We start from the raw sequence: 20,600 nt of genomic DNA, 5'->3' as shown, positions 1-20,600 counted from the left end.
GATCGCCAAGCGAGGGAAGTAAACTAGAAAAAATCTAATTGCTCCTTTGGTGCAAACTGCTATATGTCTTTCAAAATAGATCGTGGACTATTTAGATATGATTTCATAGATCATCACGCAGTGTTGTGCGTTCCAGTTGATGCGGATGTTAAAGATATTCGCAAACGCTATCTTCAAATTGCCCGCCGTTTACACCCAGATAGTAGTATTACTGAAAATATTGAACAAAAACAGCTAGGTAATGAATTGCTATCAAAGCTGGTTAATCCAGCTTATGAAAAACTTACTAACGAACGCACTCGCACAGAATATATTATAATTTTGTCGCAAATGGGCAAGCGCCTGGTACAAGAGGCTACTTCGGTGACTCTAAATACAGAATTAGGGAGACAGTTAGCTGGTGCTGCCAATATCGATCATTTTTATAAAAGTGCGATCGCTAAACTTGCCCAAACTCAATATGATTCTTTAGAACAAGCCCTGCAAGTTGTTGCCCAAATTAGTGAGTTGAATTTAGTCTACTTGATGCGGAGTGCAGTTAAACCGTCCGCAGCACCACCACCAACTGCTCAACCCAAAGTTAACTCAGCTACACCTAAGCCAGATACCGCAAAACAGACACCACCAGCAAAAGAAGACTTGATTGTAGAGCAGTATGTTCGTCGCGCTCAATCTTTAATGGACAAAAATCAATTTGCTCAAGCCAAAGTAGAGTTGCAGGAAGCCCTGAAGCTAGAACCAAAAAATAGTCACTGCCATAGCTTGATTGGAATGGCCTATTTGAAGCAAAATCAGCTAAAAATGGCAAAAATTCACTTCGATAACGCACTCAAATTAGACCCCAATGACCAAATAGCGTTGCAATGGAAACCTAAAATAGATAAAGCTTTAGGACAACAACCTACCGATCGCAAGGTGACTTCATCTCCTAATAATGGAGATAAGCAACTAGATAAATCTGGTAGTGGTGGTTTGTTCGGTGGTTTGTTTGGTGGGAAGAAAAAATAATGGTGTATCAACCAGCAGCGGGAGCCAGGGATTTATTACCCTTAGATGTGGCAAAAAAACGCTGGATTGAAGATAGGTTACAACAAGTGTTTCACCGTTGGGGATATCACAGGATTATCACCTCAACTTTGGAGCGGATGGATACCTTAATGGCAGGGGAAGCAATCCAGCGCCAGATGGTGATTCAACTCCAAAATAGCGAAGACGATGAATTGGGCTTGCGTCCAGAATTAACAGCATCCATTGCTCGCACCGTAGTTACTCGTATGGCAGGTGTAACTTATCCCCAACGCCTGTACTACAATGCCAACGTCTTTCGCCGCAATTGGGAAACTAGGCATAATCGCCAGCAGGAGTTTTATCAAGCTGGGGTGGAGCTATTAGGTGCTGGTGGATTGCTAGCAAATGCAGAGGTACTGCTGTTGGTAGCAGATTGTCTAGCGGCACTGAGTTTGCCGCAATGGCATTTAATTTTAGGAGAAGCGGGAATTACCCGATCGCTCCTGAGTGCCTTCGATGCTAATCTACAGGATAAAGTTCGCACGGCGATCGCTCATCTTGACCGCATTACTATAGATACCTTACCTCTGAGTGACGAACTACGCGATCGCGCTCGAATCATGATGGATCTGCGTGGGCCTAGTGCTGAAGTCTTACAAAAAGTCAGTAGCTTGGAGCTAGACGAACAACAGCAACAAGCAGTGAATAACCTTAAATCCCTAGTGGAATTACTCGAATCAGAGAAAAAATTCTCCTTAATCCTCGATTTGAGCCTGATCCAAACTATAGATTACTACACTGGCATTGTCTTTGAAGTTGTCAATGATACCGAATCTCAAATCCGAATTTTGGGGCAGGGTGGTCGTTACGACCAGCTTTTGGGGCTATATCATCCCCAAGGAGAAAACATCCCCGGAATTGGTTTTGTACTCAACATTGAAGATTTATACCAAGTTCTATTATCTACACAGCAATTACCGCAAACAACCCCAGCAAGCAACTGGTTGGTAGTACCAGAGACAGCGAGTGCTGATGCTGCTGCCTTTGCTTACGCTCAAAAACTGCGAGATTCCACTGATTTGGTGCGTGTAGAAATGGATTTGCTTAGAAGGGATGCAGACGCGATTCGCGAATATGCACGCGATCGCAGTATAGCCCAAATTGCTTGGATCAAAGCTGATGGTTCGCCAAAAATTGAATCATTGCGTTAAGTGAGTTGAGCATGGGGCATGGGGCATGGGGCATGGGGTGTTCTTCATCTCTCCACTCCCCACTCCCCAGCTACGCGACCCAGATGATACTGTAATTTTAGAAACTGCTATAGCAGCTAATACTGAAGTTATTATAATATCATGTCCGGCAAATTACTTATTATATGTCATTGCGAACGAAGTGAAGCAATCGCAGAGGCCTTATGATTGCTTCACTTCGTCGCAATGACAAGTGTTTAACCGGATATGATATAACTGGCGATTTAGATTTATTGGTGCTAATAGCATTTAACGCAATTCCCATTTTGACACCGCAAGAATTTCTCAATTAGTATTTTCCTGAGATATTCTAAAGTCCTGGTGAAGAATCTCGTACATCTGCAAAAACTTCTGGTTCAATACCTGCGGTTTCTAATTCTTGTTCTTGGCGAAATTTTTCTAGGGATTTCCCGAATTGCGATTCACCACTGACGCTTGTTGTAGAGTCTTCGGATAAAATCTCAATGCCTATTTCTTGTCCATCAGGAATATTTATTTCCTGAAATATTTCTATAGTACTTTTGCGCTTGATACCTTTTATTTTCATAACTTTTAGTCACAAGTAACAATTCAAATTTATTTGATATTAATTGTTTGTTGATGACCCGCAAACCACGAAATCACCAATCCGGTTTTTGCTATCACATTACTATCCGTTGCAATAATCGGGAGTTTCGCCTCACACGCTTAGAGTGTCGAGAAGTGTTTCTCTACACTATCAAAAAAGCTCAAGATAAATATCGATTTAAGCTCTATGCCCTTTGCATTATGAGCAACCACGTCCATTATCTGTTAGAACCTATACAACCAGAAGATTTACCCAAAATTATGCACTGGCTAAACTGGTACACAGCCATGTGCTTTAATCGGATGCTCAACCGTACGGGACACTTTTGGGAGAAGCGCTATCACAGTAGTGGCTTTGCCAACACAGATAGTAAAAGAGCATTAAATACCCTAAGATATATCCACGCTAACCCAAAAGCCGCTGGAATACAGCAAGGCTTTTTCTATGATTTTAGTAATTATGGCATTCACGATAGATTAGGTAATGATGGTATTACTCAATGGCATCCAGCATTTTTGAAGTTGGGTAAAACTCTGGATGAGTGTGCGGCAAAGTATCGAGGATTCTGTAAAAAATACCGCCCTCAACTTAAACCAGAAAAGCGGAACCACTGGGGAAGCAAGTTATTGCTAGGGTTGAAGGCTAAGGTTAAAGCAAAGGTGAAAAAATCATCTCCAGGACAAATGAAACTACCTTGGGATGAATGGGAAGCAGTTAACGAAGAAATAGAAGAAGTAGCGTGTAAGTTTATCTTTGCTAATTGTTATGACAGCCAAAAAGCTTGCATTGTACTACAAGCCCAACAAGAATATGTATTAAATGCCCAGTGCCAGGTAACGAAAACGTAGAAACCGCAATCCTTCGTGCAAAAAGGCTTGTTTGTCAATCTTTACAATTTTCTGTAAGCCTTATATGTTACACTTTACAAGTCTCGACGCGAGAGAAGAGAAACAGCACGACAAACATCACAGACGTCCCCGAAAAGAAAACCCTGGTCGCCCACCGCGCGGAGTAGCTGGTCGGAAGGTGTCCTTCCGGGGCACTTGTGTTGAATAACAAGTCTGAGTAATTTAGCCATTCACTTTGTTTTTCGGTTTGTTGTTTCAATCCAAACCATTTGTCAACTACAACTGTTCTCCACTTCCGCCAGCCGACGCGATCGCCAAACTTTTGATAGTCTTCTCCGACGCTTTCCCAAATGCGCTTTTGCACGCTAAACCCAAAGCGCCCATTACTGTATTTTACCCACAGTTGGTCAATAGTGCGTAAGTCAGTGCAGGGAAAGTTTTCGATGGAATTGATATCTAACCAACCTTCTTCTTCTCTACCAGTGGCTTTGAGCATAACTGCCAGAGTTTCTTGATCGGCTTCTTTCCACTCACTATCTGTGAGTAAATCGCGTAATCGCGTATAGTCTACACCCTTTTCAGAGAGTAGGTCATTACCTGTAGATTGCTGTTCTTGTCGCAGTCTCTCAGCTTCTTCTTGTTCTCTTTGTAGTTTGAGTCTCTGTGCTTGTTGTTGTCGCAGTTTCTCGGCTTCTGCTTGTTCTCTTTGTAGTTTTAGTCTCTGTGCTTCCTGTTGTTGCCGCCTCTCAGCTTCTTCTTGTTGCTGGAGTATTTCTGCTTGTTGCTTTTGTACTTCAGCTTCATTATCTATTGCGGCTACATCCTCGTCTTTAAGCTTTAGGTATTGCTGCAATTTCTTCAAATCCGCTTTAGCTTTTTCCCCTAACGGATATCCTTGTTCATCTACTAACTTCGTAAAAATTTGCTTGTATTTGTCGAGATTTTCCTTGTATTTCCCATAAGGTTCTAATGCTTTGTCTCGAACTGTACGAGCTTCTTCATCAGTTAATCCTAGCTGTTTTTGTAAATCCTTCAATATTTCGGATTCTACAAAAGAAATCTCACCATCAGCCGCAAATTCCTCAACCAATTGGCGATACTCAGCTATAGCAGCTTCTTTTCTTGCCAATGCTAGTTTTTGTTGACGTTCTGCCTTGAGTTGTTGAGCAGCAGCCCTAATTCCCTGAGCTACATTTGTAAATGCCTCGTCTCGATTAGTCCAAGAGGTAACAGGTTGGGCATTATTGGGCAAAAGTTGCAGTTTAGCAAATAGCGTGTCACTCCAATCAGCGCTTCGTAAAATAACTGGGATGACACGAGCCTTTCCTGTATTGTGACGTTCTATTGCTGTGGTGACTTCAACATCCCAGCAATAACTAGAAGCAATAAAGTCTGAACTGACGAGTAAAAGAATGATATCCGCTGTGTTTAAATTATCATTAATCTGGCGATCCCACTCCTCTCCTGGTAGTATCTTGCGATCGTGCCAGCTTGAAATCACACCCTGCCGTGTCAAAGTACTTAGGTGATTAGCTAGTTCATCTCTTAGAGCTTCGTCTTTGTGGGAGTAGGAGAAGAAAAGCTGTAGCGATACCTCTGACATTTTACATTTCAAGAGTAGGAGAAATTACACTTGTAATAAATTATAGTATTTTTGCCTGAATTTCCATAGAACCTGACAGCAATAGCCAAGAAGGCTTACTTACGCTAAAAATCTTGATTTTGAGGGTAAATTTCAAAATTCCACGTTCTGAGCTAGTAATGAATAGAAATTGCAGTCTCATCCAGACTCACCTTGACATCGGTCAATCTCCGCTCCCCTGCTAGTCTAGAAATAGCCGATACAGAAGAGAGGGAATCGAGAACATGCCGCACACAATTGTTACAGATGTCTGTGAAGGCGTTGCTGACTGCGTAGGTGCTTGTCCGGTAGCTTGCATTCATGAAGGCCCAGGCAAAAATGCCAAGGGAACCGATTGGTACTGGATTGACTTTACTACCTGCATCGACTGTGGGATATGTCTGCAAGTTTGCCCAGTTGAAGAAGCGATTCTTCCAGAAGAACGACCGGAGTTGCAAAAAACTCCGGAATAGTTCATAGTCAGTGGTCAGTTGTCAGTTGTTTTTTACCAATGACGACTGACAAATAATAAATGACTAATAACAAATCACACATGACAAATGATTATTTACTAGAAGTTCAAAACGTCCACGCTGGATATATCAAAGACGTAGATATTCTCCAAGGTGTGAATTTTTACGTTGCACCAGGGGAATTAGTAGCAGTAATTGGCCCTAACGGTGCTGGTAAATCTACTTTGGCAAAAACAATTTTTGGGCTTTTACTGCCTCATACCGGCACAATTAATTTCAAAGGTGAAAATATTGTAGGGCTAAAGTCGAATCAAATCGTGCAACAGGGAATGTGCTACGTACCGCAAATAGTTAATGTCTTTTCCTCCCTGAGTGTCGATGAAAACTTAGAAATGGGTGCTTTTGTCCTCAATGTTCCTTTGAAACCACTCAAAGATAAAATATTTACCATGTTTCCCAGGCTGAGCGATCGCCGTAATCAACGCGCTGGTACATTATCTGGAGGAGAACGCCAAATGCTCGCAATGGGCAAAGCTTTGATGTTGTCACCGAGTTTGCTAATTTTGGATGAACCTTCTGCTGCTTTATCTCCCATCTTGGTAACACAAGTATTTGAGCAGATAAAACAAATTAATCACACGGGTACTGCGATCGTCTTAGTAGAACAAAATGCCCGTAAGGCTTTAGAAATGGCTAATCGCGGATATGTACTGGAGTCTGGACGCGATGCTATCTCCGGCCCAGGTCAAGAATTATTGAACGATCCGAAAGTCGGTGAACTGTATCTGGGAGCAGGTAAAGGGCATTAAGGAACTCCAAAAAATAAATTATCTCGTTTGAAGTTGTTGACTGATGACTGATGACTGTTGACTGTAGATAGTAAGACATTTTTTATTTAGAAGTTCATTAAATACAGCAAAATTTAGGAATAAAACTTTTATATCCAGATTTTAAAATTAGATTCTGTACCTTACTTACCTGTAAATTGTTGTGATTGAAAATGGCTAGTAACTTAAAAATAATTTCTGGTGGTCAAACAGGAGCAGACCGTGCAGCTCTCGATTGGGCTATAGCTCGTCAAATTCTTCACGGAGGCTGGTGTCCCAAGGGACGTAAAGCAGAAGATGGTGTTATTAATTCACGCTATAACTTAACTGAAACCCCATCAGGTGAATATTCCCAGCGGACTGAATGGAATGTCCGTGACTCTGATGGAACAGTAATATTTTCTATTGCTAAAAAACTTTTTACAGGTAGTTTATTAACTGCTGAATTAGCTAAAAAATATCAAAAACCTTACATACATATATCTCAGCAATTAACTGATATAAATCCTGTCAACGAATTACTATTATTTATCTCAAACTATAAAATAGTAACCTTGAATGTTGCAGGGCCAAGAGCTTCAAATGAACCAGAGATATATCAGTTTGTAAACACTATCTTTGAAGAAGCTTTTTTAGATAAAATCAATAATTATAATCGCCTTTTTTCAAGTAAATAAAGATTAAATAACTCTTAAACCGTGTAGCAGGGTACTATTGTCTTTGATTTATATCTGATATGTTCCTGATACTAATAAAAATGTTATCAGGTAGATTGATGAGTCAAATTCATCGATTCGTAGGGCGACGCGATTTCTTGAAATTTGCAGGTGTAATGAGTATTGCGGTTACTACTTTTGGCGATCGCTGGAATACACAACAAGCTGTTGCGGCTGATATTCACCCAGTTAACCCTCATCCAGTTAGCCCTAATGAAGCTATTAGACGTTTGCTAAATGGTAATCAAAGATTTGTTCGTCAACAACGCGAATATCCTGACCAATCATTAGAACATTTACGATTAGTTGCGAAAGCTCAATATCCATTTGCAGCAATATTAGGCTGTGCAGATTCTAGAGTACCTGCGGAAATTGTCTTTGACCAAGGACTTGGAGACTTATTTGTTGTACGAGTGGCTGGTAATGTTGTTAGTGACATGGCTATAGGTAGTCTAGAATATTCTACAGCTGTATTAGGTTCGCAATTAATTGTAGTTTTAGGTCATAAAAGATGCGGTGCAGTCACAGAAGCAATCAACAATGAACCACTTCCTGGTAGAATTGGTCTTGTTATTGAAAGCATCAAACCTGCTTTAGCAAATATCAAATTAACAACTACTGATACTCTTGATGATGCGGTTATCGCTAATGTTAAATATCAGGCTGAAAAATTGCAAGAAAGCTCAATAATTTTAAGTAGATTACTACGTGCTGGTAAACTAAAAATTGTTGGTGCTTATTATGATATTGACACTGGTAAAGTTAACGTACTTTAATAAAATAGGTGCCACTTATAAATTACTTGTACGTTGATAACAATCTATATATATCTATTACAAATATTTTTGAAATAGGATTATCTGGCACTGTCTGAGTTGGGCTATACCAAAACAAACTCATCAAGATTCGCAAAAACCCAAAAGCCAAGCATCACTGAACCTTATAAGAAATAAACCTAGCAAGGGTCACACAATAAAACCGCCTGCTAGGAAGGTATAGTTTATTCTGGCCATGTTTGATTCGGTTAGCGCTTATTTCTCAAAAATAATGCGTATCCCCAGTTAGGATAACTAAAATGTTTGTAAAATTAAGTTAAGAAAGATTAAGCAATAGGTTAATTTCCAGTTAAGCCTAAATAAATCAAGAATAGGAAGCGGATGAGGGGGTGTGGGTAAATGCGAGAAGTAGCCAATGACTAATAATATAAGAAAGCGCTTCACACTTCTTAAATAATCAGCTTTACAAGAACTATGGCTAGAGACTTACGGGGATTTATCAAAATTCTAGAAGAGAGAGGGCAATTACAGCGGATTTCTGCTTTAGTTGACCCAGATTTAGAAATTGCTGAAATTTCTAACCGGATGCTACAGCAAGGTGGGCCAGGGTTGTTGTTTGAAAACGTCAAAGGTGCTTCTTTCCCGGTAGCGGTGAATTTGATGGGAACTGTGGAAAGAATTTGCTGGGCGATGAATATGCAGCATCCAAAGGAGTTGGAAACTCTGGGTAAAAAGTTGAGTATGCTGCAACAACCAAAACCACCGAAGAAGATTTCTCAGGCGGTAGATTTTGCTAAGGTACTGTTTGACGTAGTGAAGGCGAAACCGGGACGAGACTTTTTCCCCGCTTGTCAGCAAGTTGTGATTCAAGGTGATGATTTAGATTTAAAAAAGTTGCCTTTGATACGTCCTTATATTGGTGATGCTGGCAAGATTATCACGCTGGGACTGGTAATTACCAAGGATTGTGAGACTGGTACGCCGAATGTTGGGGTGTATCGTTTGCAACTACAATCTCAAAATACGATGACGGTTCACTGGTTATCGGTGCGGGGTGGTGCAAGGCATTTGCGAAAAGCTGCTGAACGTGGGAAGAAATTAGAAGTAGCGATCGCACTTGGTGTAGATCCTTTAATTATCATGGCAGCAGCTACACCCATTCCTGTAGATTTATCAGAATGGCTGTTTGCTGGACTTTATGGCGGTTCGGGTGTGCAGTTGGCGAAGTGTAAAACTGTAGATTTGGAAGTTCCCGCAGATTCAGAATTTGTTTTGGAAGGAACGATTACACCAGGAGAAGTTTTACCAGATGGGCCTTTTGGCGACCACATGGGTTATTACGGCGGTGTAGAGGATTCGCCATTGATTCGCTTCCAGTGTATGACACACCGCAAAGATCCAATTTACTTAACAACATTTAGCGGTCGTCCACCCAAAGAAGAAGCGATGATGGCGATCGCACTTAATCGCATCTATACACCTATTCTGCGGCAACAAGTTTCCGAAATCGTCGATTTTTTCCTACCAATGGAAGCTTTGAGTTACAAAGCGGCGATTATTTCCATTGATAAAGCATATCCAGGACAAGCAAGACGGGCGGCTTTAGCATTTTGGAGTGCTTTACCACAATTTACTTACACCAAATTTGTGATTGTGGTAGACAAAGACATAAATATTCGCGATCCGCGTCAAGTTGTATGGGCGATTAGTTCTAAAGTTGACCCTGTGCGAGATGTGTTTATTTTGCCAAATACACCCTTTGATACGTTGGATTTTGCTAGCGAAAAAATAGGCTTAGGTGGGCGCATGGGAATTGATGCGACTACAAAAATTCCACCGGAAACAAACCATGAATGGGGTGCGACTTTAGAATCAGATCCAGATGTGGCAGCGATGGTAGATAGACGATGGGCGGAGTATGGTTTAGCAGAGTTGCAGTTAGGAGAAGTTGACCCAAATTTGTTTGGCTACGATATGAAATAGTATAATATTCATCACAGCAGTTAGCTGAATAACTGCTGTTGAGTATTCGGGACTGTTTTTCAAATCAATGTGGTGCAGCCCTTACTAGTTGTTCGTCAGAATTCAAAAGTCAGAATTCAGAAGTAGAGTTGGCTATACAGCTAGTGTCAAATTTTTAGGTTTTTAAAGTATATACTCATTTACCACGAAAAGATAAGGTGTAAGTAATAAGGTGTAAGTAATAATTTTAATCAGGCGTTCTAGAATAATTGTTATCTCTAGAATGCGATAATTTTGAATTTAAAATTGTTTATGCTCTCACCATTTCCAGGAATGAACCCGCATTTAGAATATCCTGCATCTGGCAAGGAGTACATGGTTTCTCTTGCCATTGCTAACTGGTGATAATCAACCTTCGGTAGATTTGCAGACTTTCTTAACTAGGATTGATGACCCCGCCAGTTATGATTTAGTAATAGATTACAGTCAAAAACCAGCATTACAATTGTTATAAGAAAATGCAGTTTGAGTAGATGCAGTATTACGGGAGAAAGGATTGGGTTAAGTTAAATTAAGATTTACTATATAAAATTAAGCAATTTTTGCGAATATCACCCAAGTAAATTAAAAGGTTTACGCGGAATGAATATTTTAATAGAATAATCTTATCAAAAGATTCGCAGCAATCAAAATGGACTGGATTACCCTACTGCGATCGCTACAGTCTGATTTTATCAAAAGGTTAACATCTGGTTGTCTGCTTCATTGTGAAACAGAAGGTCAATATAGTGAATTAACTATAATTTCTGGAGAGAGGTTAAAGGCACTACGAGAATTTTGCTGGCAAATGGCTGAGAAATATAAACGGGTTTTGCCAGTTCGTGATGTTTTCATCAACTATCTTAAGGGAAAACTTGGCGAGGAAGTTGTCAAGGAACGTTTAGCTGATTTTATTACCGAAGTCGATTATGAACAGCGATTCGGCGGTGATGGAAAAATAGATTTTACTTTGACTTCTAACCCATCTATTGGTATCGAAGTTAAATCTCGTCATGGTAGTCTTAATAGAGTTAGATGGTCAATTAGTTCTGAAGAAGTTGAAAAAAATGCAGTTGTAGTTTGTATTTTAATTCAAGAGGATGTCAGCGAGGCACAATCCGAGTATCACCTTTTTTTAGCTGGCTTTCTCCCAACCCGAATGATTAAATTAAAAACTGGTAAAATTTCATTTGGGATAGACCAATTACTTTATGGTGGTGGCTTATTTTGCTACTTAGAACAATTACAATCTTCAGTAAATCATAATTCTTCTTTGCAACAGCCACCAATTTCTAAATTTATCTCAAAAGAAACTTTACCGCAGTCGATTAATAATCATTTTCTAAAATCTTATTTTAAACCTAATGTAGAATTTTTTTTAGATTCTCGTGAAGAAGATTTAAATTTAGTTTCTATAAAATTAGGTGATGAATATTTTGAAAAAGGAGAATATGCAAATGCTATAGCTAGCTATAATCAAGCTTTGATAGTTAGCCATAGTGATGCTGACTTGTATTATAAACGAGGTTTAGCTTACTATCAAATAGGTGATTACGAAGCAGCGATCGCAGATTATTCTCAAGCAATCCAGATAAATATTCATGATGCTAAATCTTATAATAAACGAGGTTTAGCTTTATATCAGCTAGGACGATTAGAAGAAGCGATTAATGATTATAGCCAAGCTATTAGAATTAATCCTGACCTTGCTGTAGCTTATAAAAATCGGGCTGAAGCTCGTTTACATATAGGAGATAACCAAGGAGCAATTGAAGATTATACCCAAGCAATTAAAATTAATCCTGATTATGCTGATGCCTATAAAAATCGTGGTATTACTCGTTATTTATTAGGAACTCCACCGGGAGTTTCCCAAGCAATTAAAATTAATCCTCAAGACGCAGTAGCTTATAAAAATCGCGGTAATGCTCGTTCTGATCTAGGAGATTTTCAAGGAGCAATTGAAGATTATACCCAGGCAATCCAGATTAATCATAATTATGCAGATGCTTATTATAACCGTAGTAATGCTCGTTCTGACTTAGGGGATTTAGAGGGAGCAATTGAAGATTATACTCAGGCAATCCAGATTAATCCTAATTATGGAGATGCTTATTATAATCGTGGCAATATTTATTTAGAAATGTTAAACAAACAGAGAGCAATTGAAGATTTTCAAAAAGCAGCAGATATTTATCGCAAAGAAGGTAAACTAGAAGCTCTGAAAGATACAAGACAAAGAATATTAGATCTAGAAATAGAAGAATCATTAGATATTTTAAACTTCTAAGTTTTTGAAATTTTCAAATAACTAAGATAGGCAAGTAAAATTTAAATGAGGTGTATTAGATGCCAAAATTTATATTTTTAATGAAAAATTATCTTAAATTATACACCTGATACTTTCTAAACTTTTAGATAATTCTTACTCATTGATATAGATTATCGTTCTTAAAAACTAAGTTGTAAAAACTTATTTTTTTAATTATATTAAAATATAGGCTCTATATCAAATAACTTACTAGTCTCAATAAAAATGAAGCCAAAACTATATTCAGAATCTTCAGGTTGTGGCCACTGTGAACACGATCATCACGAGAATCATAACCATGATCATGATGAGAATCATAACCATGACCACAATCATAACCATAGTGAAGAATTCAATCTCAAAAAAGAGTTATTTCCTTTAGTAGTAATTTTAAGTTTGTATGCACTTGGTATAATTTTTGAAGAAAAGTTACATAATACACTCTACTCAATAGGTGAATATTTAGTTTTCATTCCTGCTTATTTATTAAGTGGATGGAGTGTTTTAAAAACTGCTGGACGGAATATACTTAGAGGCAGAATATTTGATGAAACCTTTTTAATGACAGTAGCGACACTCGGAGCGATCGCAATTCATAAATTACCCGAAGCTATTGGAGTGATGCTATTTTACAAAATTGGGGAATTGTTCCAAGATATTGCCGTCAATCGTTCCCGTAATTCTATCAAAGCTTTATTAGAAGTACGCCCAGACTATGCAAATATCCAGACAGAAAAAGGACTAGAAAAAGTATCGCCAGAAACAGTAAATATTGGAGATATTATTGTTGTTAAACCTGGAGAAAAGATTCCCTTAGATGGTGAAATTATCGAAGGAGATTCCCAAGTTGATACATCAGCATTGACTGGAGAATCTGTACCGCGAACGGTGAAGCTAGGAGAAATAGTTTTAGCTGGGACAATTAATAAAATAGGTGTTCTCAGGATTAAAGTCACGAAACTTTTTAATGAATCTTCCATTGCTAAGATTTTAGATTTGGTGCAAAATGCCAAAAGCAAAAAAGCAGAAACAGAAAAATTTATTACTAAGTTTGCTCGATATTACACGCCAATAGTAGTTTTTACATCTTTAGCAGTTGCTTTGTTACCTCCTTTATTCATTTCTGGTGCAACTTCTTCAGAATGGATTTATCGCGCCCTGATTTTATTAGTTATTTCCTGCCCATGTGGGCTGGTTATTAGTATTCCATTAGGTTACTTTGGAGGTGTAGGTGGTGCAGCTAAACGTGGAATTTTGGTGAAAGGCTCTACCTTTTTAGATAGTCTTAATGCAGTCAAAACAGTTGTTTTTGATAAAACAGGAACGTTAACTAAAGGAGTATTTCAAGTAGTAAATATAGTACCAGCAAATGGCTTTACTAAACAAAAGTTACTGGAATTAGCTGCTAAGGTAGAATCACATTCAAATCATCCCATTGCCCAATCTATCCGCAATGCTTACGGCGAGAAAATCGATGCATTTGACGTGAAAGATTATGAAGAGATAGCAGGTTATGKAATTAGAGCTAAAGTTGAAAATAGGGTAGTCATAGCAGGAAGCGATCGCCTGTTACATAAAGAAAACATTGCTCATGAGAATTGCCTTATAGAAGGAACAGTTATTCATTTAGCAGTAGATGATATTTACGGTGGATATATAGTAATTGCTGATGAAGTTAAAGAAGATGCGAAACAGGCAATTCAAACACTCAAAAAAATGGGTATAGAGAAAACAGTAATGTTGACAGGAGATAATCAAGCGATCGCTTCTCAAATTGCTCAAGAAATTGGCATAGATATTTACGAAGCAGAGTTATTACCTGAAGAAAAAGTTAATGCTATTGAGAAATTCCTCAGCACCGCCGACAAACATAGTAAAGTAGCTTTTATTGGCGATGGCATTAATGATGCGCCAGTAATTGCTAGAGCAGATGTTGGCATGGCAATGGGCGGCTTGGGTTCAGATGCAGCTATAGAAACTGCTGATATTGTCATCATGACAGATGCACCGTCAAAAGTAGCAGAAGCAATTGAAATTGCCAGAAAAACCCGGACAATTGTTTGGCAAAATATTGGGTTTGCTTTAGCAATTAAAGCTGTATTTATTGGATTGGGTATTTTTGGGATAGCGACAATGTGGGAAGCTGTATTTGCAGATGTCGGGGTAGCAATGCTGGCAATTTTAAACGCAACTAGAGCAATCAAATAAAGTTTTGATAAAATCGGGAATCCTTGGTTGGGAAATTGTAGTTGTTAAAACTGAAAAATAATAATTGAAGCAACCATTCCCAATCTTATTTCTTCGAGGTACACTGTGAAATCATATATTAAAAGTATTGCCACGACTGCGTTAGTTTTGCTGCTAACTTACTCTGCAAAACAAGCAGTTGCACTCCCCCAGAAAATTGAGCGTTCGGTTACTATCGCTAAATCGCAACCATTAACAGACACCTTGATTGTTCCTGGCCAAAGAGTCGGGCCCATAACACGCACAACCACCAAACAAGATTTAGTTAAGCTGTTTGGCGCGTCTCGTCTTGTGGATCAAACCATTTCCGGCGCTGAAGGAATCGGTAGTTTTGCCGCTACTCAATTGAAGTTAGACCGAGGGCGATCGCTGTTGGTAGTCTGGAGTGATAATACTCGTACCAAACCTCTAGATGTGCGTAACTTGGGTTCAGCTTGGAAAACCCGTGAAGGTATCAGTGTAGGAACTCCTTTAAGCGAGTTACGCCAGAAATTAGGTAATTTTAAACTCTATGGATTGGCGTGGGATTACGGCGGTACAATTTTGTTGGATAGTAGTAAATTATCCCGCTATCAAGGCAAACTTATTTTACGAGTAGACGCTGCTGCTAATGCTTACGAAAAATATCCCAATCATTACCAAGCAGTATCAGGAGATAGTACTTTTTCTTCTAGCAATCCCCACTGGAAACCTTTGGGAATTAAGCTAGCAGAAATTATTGTTGTATTGAATCCAAGTCAGGAATAATCGGCTGCTCAACATCTAATTTGTTGGCTGAGGCAAAGGCTGACTGTCTAGACTAGTTTTTATACTAGGTCTGGAAGTGGTAAATTACTTTTAGAATAAACTACATAAGTTACATTTAGCGTCAGAATGATGTTTCAGTTGAAAGAGAAGGCGATCGCTCAGATTGCTATATCGACATTCTGGATACTCCTATTGAGTAAAAATTATTCATTAAAAAAGTAATTCAATGTCCGCTGAGCAGTACTTAGAGCCGAAATGCCAAGCATTACAACAGCAGTATGACTTACTGATAGAGAAGCAAAGTAGACTACGGCGTGATTTTGCGATCGCAGCAGATACTCTCATTCGCTTCCAATTAGAAAAGCAAATTGAACAAACTGAAGCTGAATTGAACGAATTAGTTCAGCAGCTTGACGATCTAGAACGAGCTTTCTCTAGTGAAAAAGTCTATCGTGCTTTGTTGAAATTGGGCTATCGAGAGCAAACACGAGCATTTCGGAAATTTATTGAGACTCAATCCGTAGCAGCCTTTCTAATCTATGGTTCGCTTTACTATGGTCAACGCTGGTTGTTGAATCGGTTAGTGGTACAAAATGTTCGCAATATCATCACCGGAAAGATTGTGCGAATTGAACTCAGTCGCATTGCTCGCAGGAGCGACAGTGCTGCTTTGTGGCGCGAACTTGCTGCCAGAGTCGGTCTGGAGAGGCAAAGCTCAATTCCTGAAATTGCTGAACGAGTTTATCAATGGTGGCGAACTCAAAATGTGGTATTAATTTTGTACGATGTAGATTGCCTTTCGGAAACTTTTTTACGCGAGCTGATCCAAGATTTTTGGTTAGTATTAGCGACTAAAGTTAAGACGGCTAGCCTGCAAGCGAGTCAATTCAAATTATTAATGTTCCTGGTAGATTATGATGGCTGCGTAGGTAGTTGGAATATTCCTTTTGTAGAAAAGCTCGACCCTACCTGGAAGCCAGATAACCCTGTAAAACTGCCTGAGATTAACCAATTTTCTGACGATGAACTGACTAACTGGCTAGAGTATGCAGCGGACGAATTGCCAACTAAACTAATAGATCGGTTAGATGAAACAGTACAAACAATACTGAAAAACAGTGATAATGGCATTCCAGAGCCCGCACTAGGCGAAATTTGTCACATGTCTGGCTGTAATTGGTATGACGAAGAGGAAAAATGGTTAAGGCTGTAGGTGGAAAACTCTTGGAATATACAGGTAAAGTGCAGCCCCAGCTAGGAGAAAGGGGGACGAACGGACAGCTGTTATCTCCCTATTTGCCTAATCCTGAACTGATAGAAGCAGTCAACTTAGCAATTTACTTAGAACGTCCCTTACTGCTTAAAGGTGAACCGGGATGCGGTAAGACTCAACTTGCAAGTGTAGTTGCCTACGAGCTAGGTTTGAACTTGGAAGCTTGGTATATTAAATCCACTAGTCGGGCAAAGGATGGGTTGTATAACTACGATGCCGTTGGACGTCTGCGCGATGCCCAGCTAGCTGCTTCCACTCGCTTAACAGCAGAACAAATCCAGCGAATTGATGACCCAACTACCTATGTACGCTGGGGGCCACTAGGACGGGCATTTCAACAAGAAAACCGCACTGTCGTACTGATTGATGAAATTGATAAAGCTGACATTGACTTTCCTAACGACCTGCTGCTGGAATTAGATGAGCGACGGTTTATTGTCGAGGAAACAGGTCAGAAAATACAAGCAAAGGTAGCACCAATTGTTTTAATCACCAGCAATGATGAGAAAGATTTGCCTGACGCTTTTTTGCGAAGGTGCTTGTTTCACTATGTTGAATTTCCTAGTCATGAGCGGTTGATACAGATTATTAACGTTCTATTTCCTGCTTCACCCCAAGCTTTGGTGGATAAAGCCATAGTTCGGTTCCTACTACTGCGGGAGGAAATGCGAAAAGATAAAGGAGATGGTGGCAAAAAAGTCAGTACCAGTGAATTAATTGACTGGTTTCGCGTTCTGCGTCGTTTTCCTCAAGATCAGGCTCTGGCAAAACTGGATGGTAAGATCCCTTATGGTGGTGTGTTGCTCAAAAGTTGGGATGACCATATCCGTTATTTGAGACAGAGCCGTGGAAGTCAATGATTTGCCTCTACTGGAACTTTTTACTAAACTTCGTGAAGCTGGCCTGCCACTTGGCATAGAGGAGTATCAGTTAGTATTGCAAGCTATGCAAGCTGGTTTTGGGATTAATGACCAAGCTGCTTTGAAGCGTCTGTGTCGGACTTTGTGGGTTAAATCGGCTGAGGAGTTGCGATTATTTGAACATCACTTTGAACAATTGATAAGTATTAATAGTATCTTGCCGACATCAGAAAAAGTTGTTAGATATTCTGGGCAGCATCAATTCTCTCTAATTACTCGCTACTTGATTCTGGGGTTTGTCGGAATAGGAATTATCTTGGGTGTTGGATTAACTTTAAAACAGCGAACTCAGGCACCACAACCAACTGCACAGTCAACACTACAGCCAACCGCAACACCACAGCCAGCCGCAGCGCCAACATCACACCCAACCTCAATACCAAGAACACAGCCAACCGCAATACCAAAAGACACAAACCAGCCAGATTTAATTTTTTGGAGCTTGCTATTAGCTATAAACTTGAGTGGTGGATCTGGATACATATTTTTTAGGTGGATATCTCAGCGGAGGTTTGAACAACGTATTAATCGGAGTGCCTCCCTTGCCAAACTAACTCCCAGTTCGGTTGCTTCTGCTATTCCTACAAAATTGACACAAACAATAAAAGATGAGGTACAAGTAGCTCAAGTAGTGCTACAAGCTACCAGCACAAGTGAGGAAATTCTTTACAATCGTTTCATCCTGAGCACTGAGTATCTTCCTGTAACCGAACGGCAAATGAAGCAAATTTGGAGATACTTGCGCCGTCCAGTACGTGAGGGACAACGCACAGAGTTGGATGTAGAAACAACGGTCAAACAGATTGGACATCAAGGTATATTGCTCGAACCTGTTTTGCTACCGCGTCGAGTGAACCGAGCAGAACTACTGTTACTAATTGACCAGGATGGTTCAATGGTGCCTTTTCACGAAATGTCGTATCGTTTGGCAAGAACTTCTTGGCGCGGGGGTCGTTTGGGCAGATCTGGAATTTACTATTTTCACAATTGCCCCACTGAATATCTCTATCGTGATCGCAATTATCAAGAAGCAGAGTTAGTCAGTGATATCATCACTCACAGTTGCTCTAACCGAACGGCTGTATTAATTTATAGTGATGCTGGCGCTGCCCGTGGTGGCTATAGCGAGGAACGTTACGAATTAACCAAAAAATTTCTTGCCCAGTTGAAGCAAAAGGTGCGTTACATTGCTTGGCTCAATCCCATGCCAAAAAAGCGCTGGCTTGGGACAACATCTGGAGAAATTGCCCACCTTGTCCCAATGTTTGAAGTCAATCGTCGGGGTTTACAGGATGCTGTAAATGTGCTGCGTGGACGTACTACGAACTTTCAGGGGCAGAGAAAATGAGCAAAATTAGTCCTCAAGTTGCTAACCGACGTATAGAGTCTTTTAGTAAACGATTCACAAAAGCGCATCTGTATTTGGCATATCATGCTGCTTTTCCCTTAGCGCTCACACCCAATCTTTTATATCGTATATGGGCTAATTTTCAACGCGATATTCACGCCGAAGTGTTAGATATCCCCTGGATAGCGGTAGCGGATCTGTTGCTTTCTAGCCTTTGTGATGAAGTTGGACATGAACTCTACGAAATGGATTTGTCCATCAGAAATCTGCTGTTAAAGCGATTACAGGAAGATGAAAAGTTTGGTCAACAGCGAATTCATGAACTGTCAAACTTTTTAGTGGATTATGTACAACAGCAACTTCAAAGTGACGATCCCGATGTGCGCGACTTTGCTCAAGCCCAATATTGGACGGCGATCGCATATACTAAACCCAGTGAGGCAGCTCGTGAACTCACAGCTACTCTCAAAAAAGCTTATCAGACCGATAGAGCGGATTTAATTCGCTTAGCATCATTGGTAGAAACCTTAGCAGAGCCACTAGCAGAATTTGAGCCACTATTGGTTGATGCTCGTAAGATGAGGAGCTTTGCTTCTAGCAATCAAGAGATTTTAGAGCCTCTATTGCCAAAAAATAGATTTTCTAAGTCTTTAATTTTTTCTGGAGTGGCTTTAGCACTGGTGAATGTCAGTTTTTGGTATCTTTACGAGCCAGCAAAAGCAATTCCAATGTGTATGCAGTCTTTCATGGACCCACAAGGCAATGACAAAGCGCTTGGTATTGGTGTTTACGATCAAGACGGCAGAGTAGATTGGACAGCCGTGAAAAACTCTGGTAAAACCTTCGCTTTTTTGAAAGCTACAGAAGGTGTTAGCATTAAAGACTCTGCTTTTGATCATCACTGGCGCACTCTGAAAGCTGTTGGTATGATTCGGGGTGCTTCTCATTTCTTTCATCCAAAATCTGACGCTGTTTTGCAAGCAAAAGAATTTTTAAAAACTGTTGGCAAATTTGAACCTGGAGATTTACCACCAGTTTTAGATATTGAAATAACTGATAAGGTAAATAGCCAAGCCGTCATCAATGCAGCGAAGCAATGGCTAGCAGTGGTAGAAAAAGCGTTAAAACAACAGACCGGAAAGACAATCAAACCAATTATTTATACTTACTCCAGCTTCTGGCAAGAGCTTGGTAATCCTTCTGATTTTGCTAGTTATCCGTTATGGATTGCACACTACGGAACTCGGCAACCAACAATTCCTAGTCCTTGGCAAGGGAAATATCTATTCCATGAATATGAAGGTGATATATCTGGTGTAACTGGTGTTAGTGGTAGAGCTGATTTGGAGTCCTTCAACGGCTCAGTGCAAGACCTTAACTGTTTTGTCAAGTCGCCCTCACTCTTCCAAGTGACATCCCAATTACGTAATCTTATATCTGGACAAAAAGTTACAAAAAATCCAGAGCCTTCCGTTAGCCCAACTTCCACACAAATAAAATAGCTAAAACTAGTCAATACTAATATTTCTGGTGATTAAAAGCTTTCAAATTCTCTAAGTTCCAATAAAAACAGCAGCTTCTTGATTAACAGGTAAAATTAGCAAACCTTAGCAATGAACTAAATAAAATTGAGTCTGCATTGCAATTATAAAATTTAGTAAATATG

The 20,600-nt window shown here is 39.7% G+C and carries 20 protein-coding genes; 18 read left to right on the top strand and 2 right to left on the bottom strand.

What is annotated here, in order from left to right; genetic code table 11:
• Positions 1 to 63: 63 nt before the first annotated feature.
• The 3 genes from FCR06_RS01730 to FCR06_RS34145 all read left to right on the top strand — a co-directional run bounded on the left by FCR06_RS01730 (position 64) and on the right by FCR06_RS34145 (position 2,551).
• Entirely contained in the window at positions 64 to 1,008 is a 945-nt protein-coding gene (locus FCR06_RS01730) for a J domain-containing protein (protein WP_138497123.1), read from the top strand.
• Positions 1,008 to 2,219 (top strand): ATP phosphoribosyltransferase regulatory subunit, encoded by a 1,212-nt coding sequence (locus FCR06_RS01725; RefSeq protein WP_138497122.1) that lies wholly within the window; start codon positions 1,008 to 1,010, stop codon positions 2,217 to 2,219. Before FCR06_RS01730 ends, FCR06_RS01725 begins: the two co-directional genes overlap by 1 nt.
• A gap of 203 nt (positions 2,220 to 2,422) precedes the next feature.
• Complete coding sequence (locus FCR06_RS34145) at positions 2,423 to 2,551, top strand: hypothetical protein (protein WP_262984636.1); 129 nt, start codon at positions 2,423 to 2,425, stop codon at positions 2,549 to 2,551.
• A gap of 17 nt (positions 2,552 to 2,568) precedes the next feature.
• Here FCR06_RS34145 and FCR06_RS01715 read toward each other — a convergent pair whose 3' ends face one another.
• Positions 2,569 to 2,805, bottom strand: a complete 237-nt coding sequence (locus FCR06_RS01715; RefSeq protein WP_138497121.1) for a hypothetical protein — start codon at positions 2,803 to 2,805, stop codon at positions 2,569 to 2,571.
• A 53-nt stretch (positions 2,806 to 2,858) separates the two neighbouring features.
• On the opposite strand from FCR06_RS01715, the gene FCR06_RS01710 reads away from it, so the two are divergent.
• Positions 2,859 to 3,674, top strand: a complete 816-nt coding sequence (locus FCR06_RS01710; RefSeq protein ID WP_138497120.1) for a transposase — start codon at positions 2,859 to 2,861, stop codon at positions 3,672 to 3,674.
• Positions 3,675 to 3,741: 67 nt separating this feature from the next.
• Here FCR06_RS01710 and FCR06_RS33300 read toward each other — a convergent pair whose 3' ends face one another.
• On the bottom strand, positions 3,742 to 5,277 hold the full coding sequence (locus FCR06_RS33300; RefSeq protein WP_223280006.1) for a GUN4 domain-containing protein: 1,536 nt from the start codon (positions 5,275 to 5,277) through the stop codon (positions 3,742 to 3,744).
• A gap of 263 nt (positions 5,278 to 5,540) precedes the next feature.
• Between FCR06_RS33300 and FCR06_RS01700 the strand changes: the two genes are divergently transcribed.
• From FCR06_RS01700 to FCR06_RS33290, 14 genes are all read left to right on the top strand, one after another.
• Positions 5,541 to 5,768, top strand: coding sequence for an indolepyruvate ferredoxin oxidoreductase subunit alpha (locus FCR06_RS01700; protein ID WP_138497119.1), 228 nt, complete (start codon positions 5,541 to 5,543; stop codon positions 5,766 to 5,768).
• 80 nt (positions 5,769 to 5,848) lie between these two features.
• Entirely contained in the window at positions 5,849 to 6,577 is a 729-nt protein-coding gene (locus FCR06_RS01695) for an ABC transporter ATP-binding protein (protein WP_138497173.1), read from the top strand.
• A gap of 191 nt (positions 6,578 to 6,768) precedes the next feature.
• Positions 6,769 to 7,272, top strand: coding sequence for a putative molybdenum carrier protein (locus tag FCR06_RS01690; RefSeq protein ID WP_138497118.1), 504 nt, complete (start codon positions 6,769 to 6,771; stop codon positions 7,270 to 7,272).
• A gap of 98 nt (positions 7,273 to 7,370) precedes the next feature.
• On the top strand, positions 7,371 to 8,087 hold the full coding sequence (locus FCR06_RS01685) for a carbonic anhydrase (protein ID WP_138497117.1): 717 nt from the start codon (positions 7,371 to 7,373) through the stop codon (positions 8,085 to 8,087).
• Positions 8,088 to 8,561: 474 nt separating this feature from the next.
• Positions 8,562 to 10,070 carry a UbiD family decarboxylase gene (locus FCR06_RS01680; protein WP_138497116.1) on the top strand — a complete coding sequence of 503 codons (1,509 nt, stop codon included), beginning with the start codon at positions 8,562 to 8,564 and terminating at the stop codon, positions 10,068 to 10,070.
• A 291-nt stretch (positions 10,071 to 10,361) separates the two neighbouring features.
• Positions 10,362 to 10,454 (top strand): DUF4058 family protein, encoded by a 93-nt coding sequence (locus FCR06_RS33295; RefSeq protein ID WP_223280011.1) that lies wholly within the window; start codon positions 10,362 to 10,364, stop codon positions 10,452 to 10,454.
• Positions 10,435 to 10,563 (top strand): DUF4058 family protein, encoded by a 129-nt coding sequence (locus FCR06_RS34725; protein ID WP_189523294.1) that lies wholly within the window; start codon positions 10,435 to 10,437, stop codon positions 10,561 to 10,563. Before FCR06_RS33295 ends, FCR06_RS34725 begins: the two co-directional genes overlap by 20 nt.
• A 177-nt stretch (positions 10,564 to 10,740) precedes the next feature.
• Entirely contained in the window at positions 10,741 to 12,378 is a 1,638-nt protein-coding gene (locus FCR06_RS01670) for a tetratricopeptide repeat protein (protein WP_138497114.1), read from the top strand.
• 246 nt (positions 12,379 to 12,624) lie between these two features.
• On the top strand, positions 12,625 to 14,607 hold the full coding sequence (locus FCR06_RS01665; protein WP_138497113.1) for a heavy metal translocating P-type ATPase: 1,983 nt from the start codon (positions 12,625 to 12,627) through the stop codon (positions 14,605 to 14,607).
• Between the two features lie 105 nt (positions 14,608 to 14,712).
• Positions 14,713 to 15,393: a hypothetical protein gene (locus FCR06_RS01660; protein ID WP_138497112.1), complete on the top strand. Its 681-nt coding sequence runs from the start codon at positions 14,713 to 14,715 to the stop codon at positions 15,391 to 15,393.
• Between the two features lie 226 nt (positions 15,394 to 15,619).
• Entirely contained in the window at positions 15,620 to 16,606 is a 987-nt protein-coding gene (locus tag FCR06_RS01655) for a hypothetical protein (protein WP_138497111.1), read from the top strand.
• Entirely contained in the window at positions 16,591 to 17,526 is a 936-nt protein-coding gene (locus FCR06_RS01650; protein WP_138497110.1) for an AAA family ATPase, read from the top strand. Before FCR06_RS01655 ends, FCR06_RS01650 begins: the two co-directional genes overlap by 16 nt.
• A complete protein-coding gene (locus FCR06_RS01645) occupies positions 17,513 to 18,934 on the top strand; it encodes a hypothetical protein (RefSeq protein ID WP_138497109.1) in 1,422 nt (473 codons plus the stop codon). Before FCR06_RS01650 ends, FCR06_RS01645 begins: the two co-directional genes overlap by 14 nt.
• On the top strand, positions 18,931 to 20,436 hold the full coding sequence (locus tag FCR06_RS33290) for a glycoside hydrolase family 25 protein (protein ID WP_223280005.1): 1,506 nt from the start codon (positions 18,931 to 18,933) through the stop codon (positions 20,434 to 20,436). Before FCR06_RS01645 ends, FCR06_RS33290 begins: the two co-directional genes overlap by 4 nt.
• The last annotated feature ends 164 nt before the right edge of the window (positions 20,437 to 20,600 follow it).

The sequence above is a fragment of the Nostoc sp. PA-18-2419 genome, from assembly GCF_005869855.1.
Classification (GTDB): Bacteria; Cyanobacteriota; Cyanobacteriia; order Cyanobacteriales; family Nostocaceae; genus Nostoc.
The sequence above is the reverse complement of the archived record's forward strand: the minus strand, read 5'-3'. Positions and strand labels throughout refer to the sequence as shown.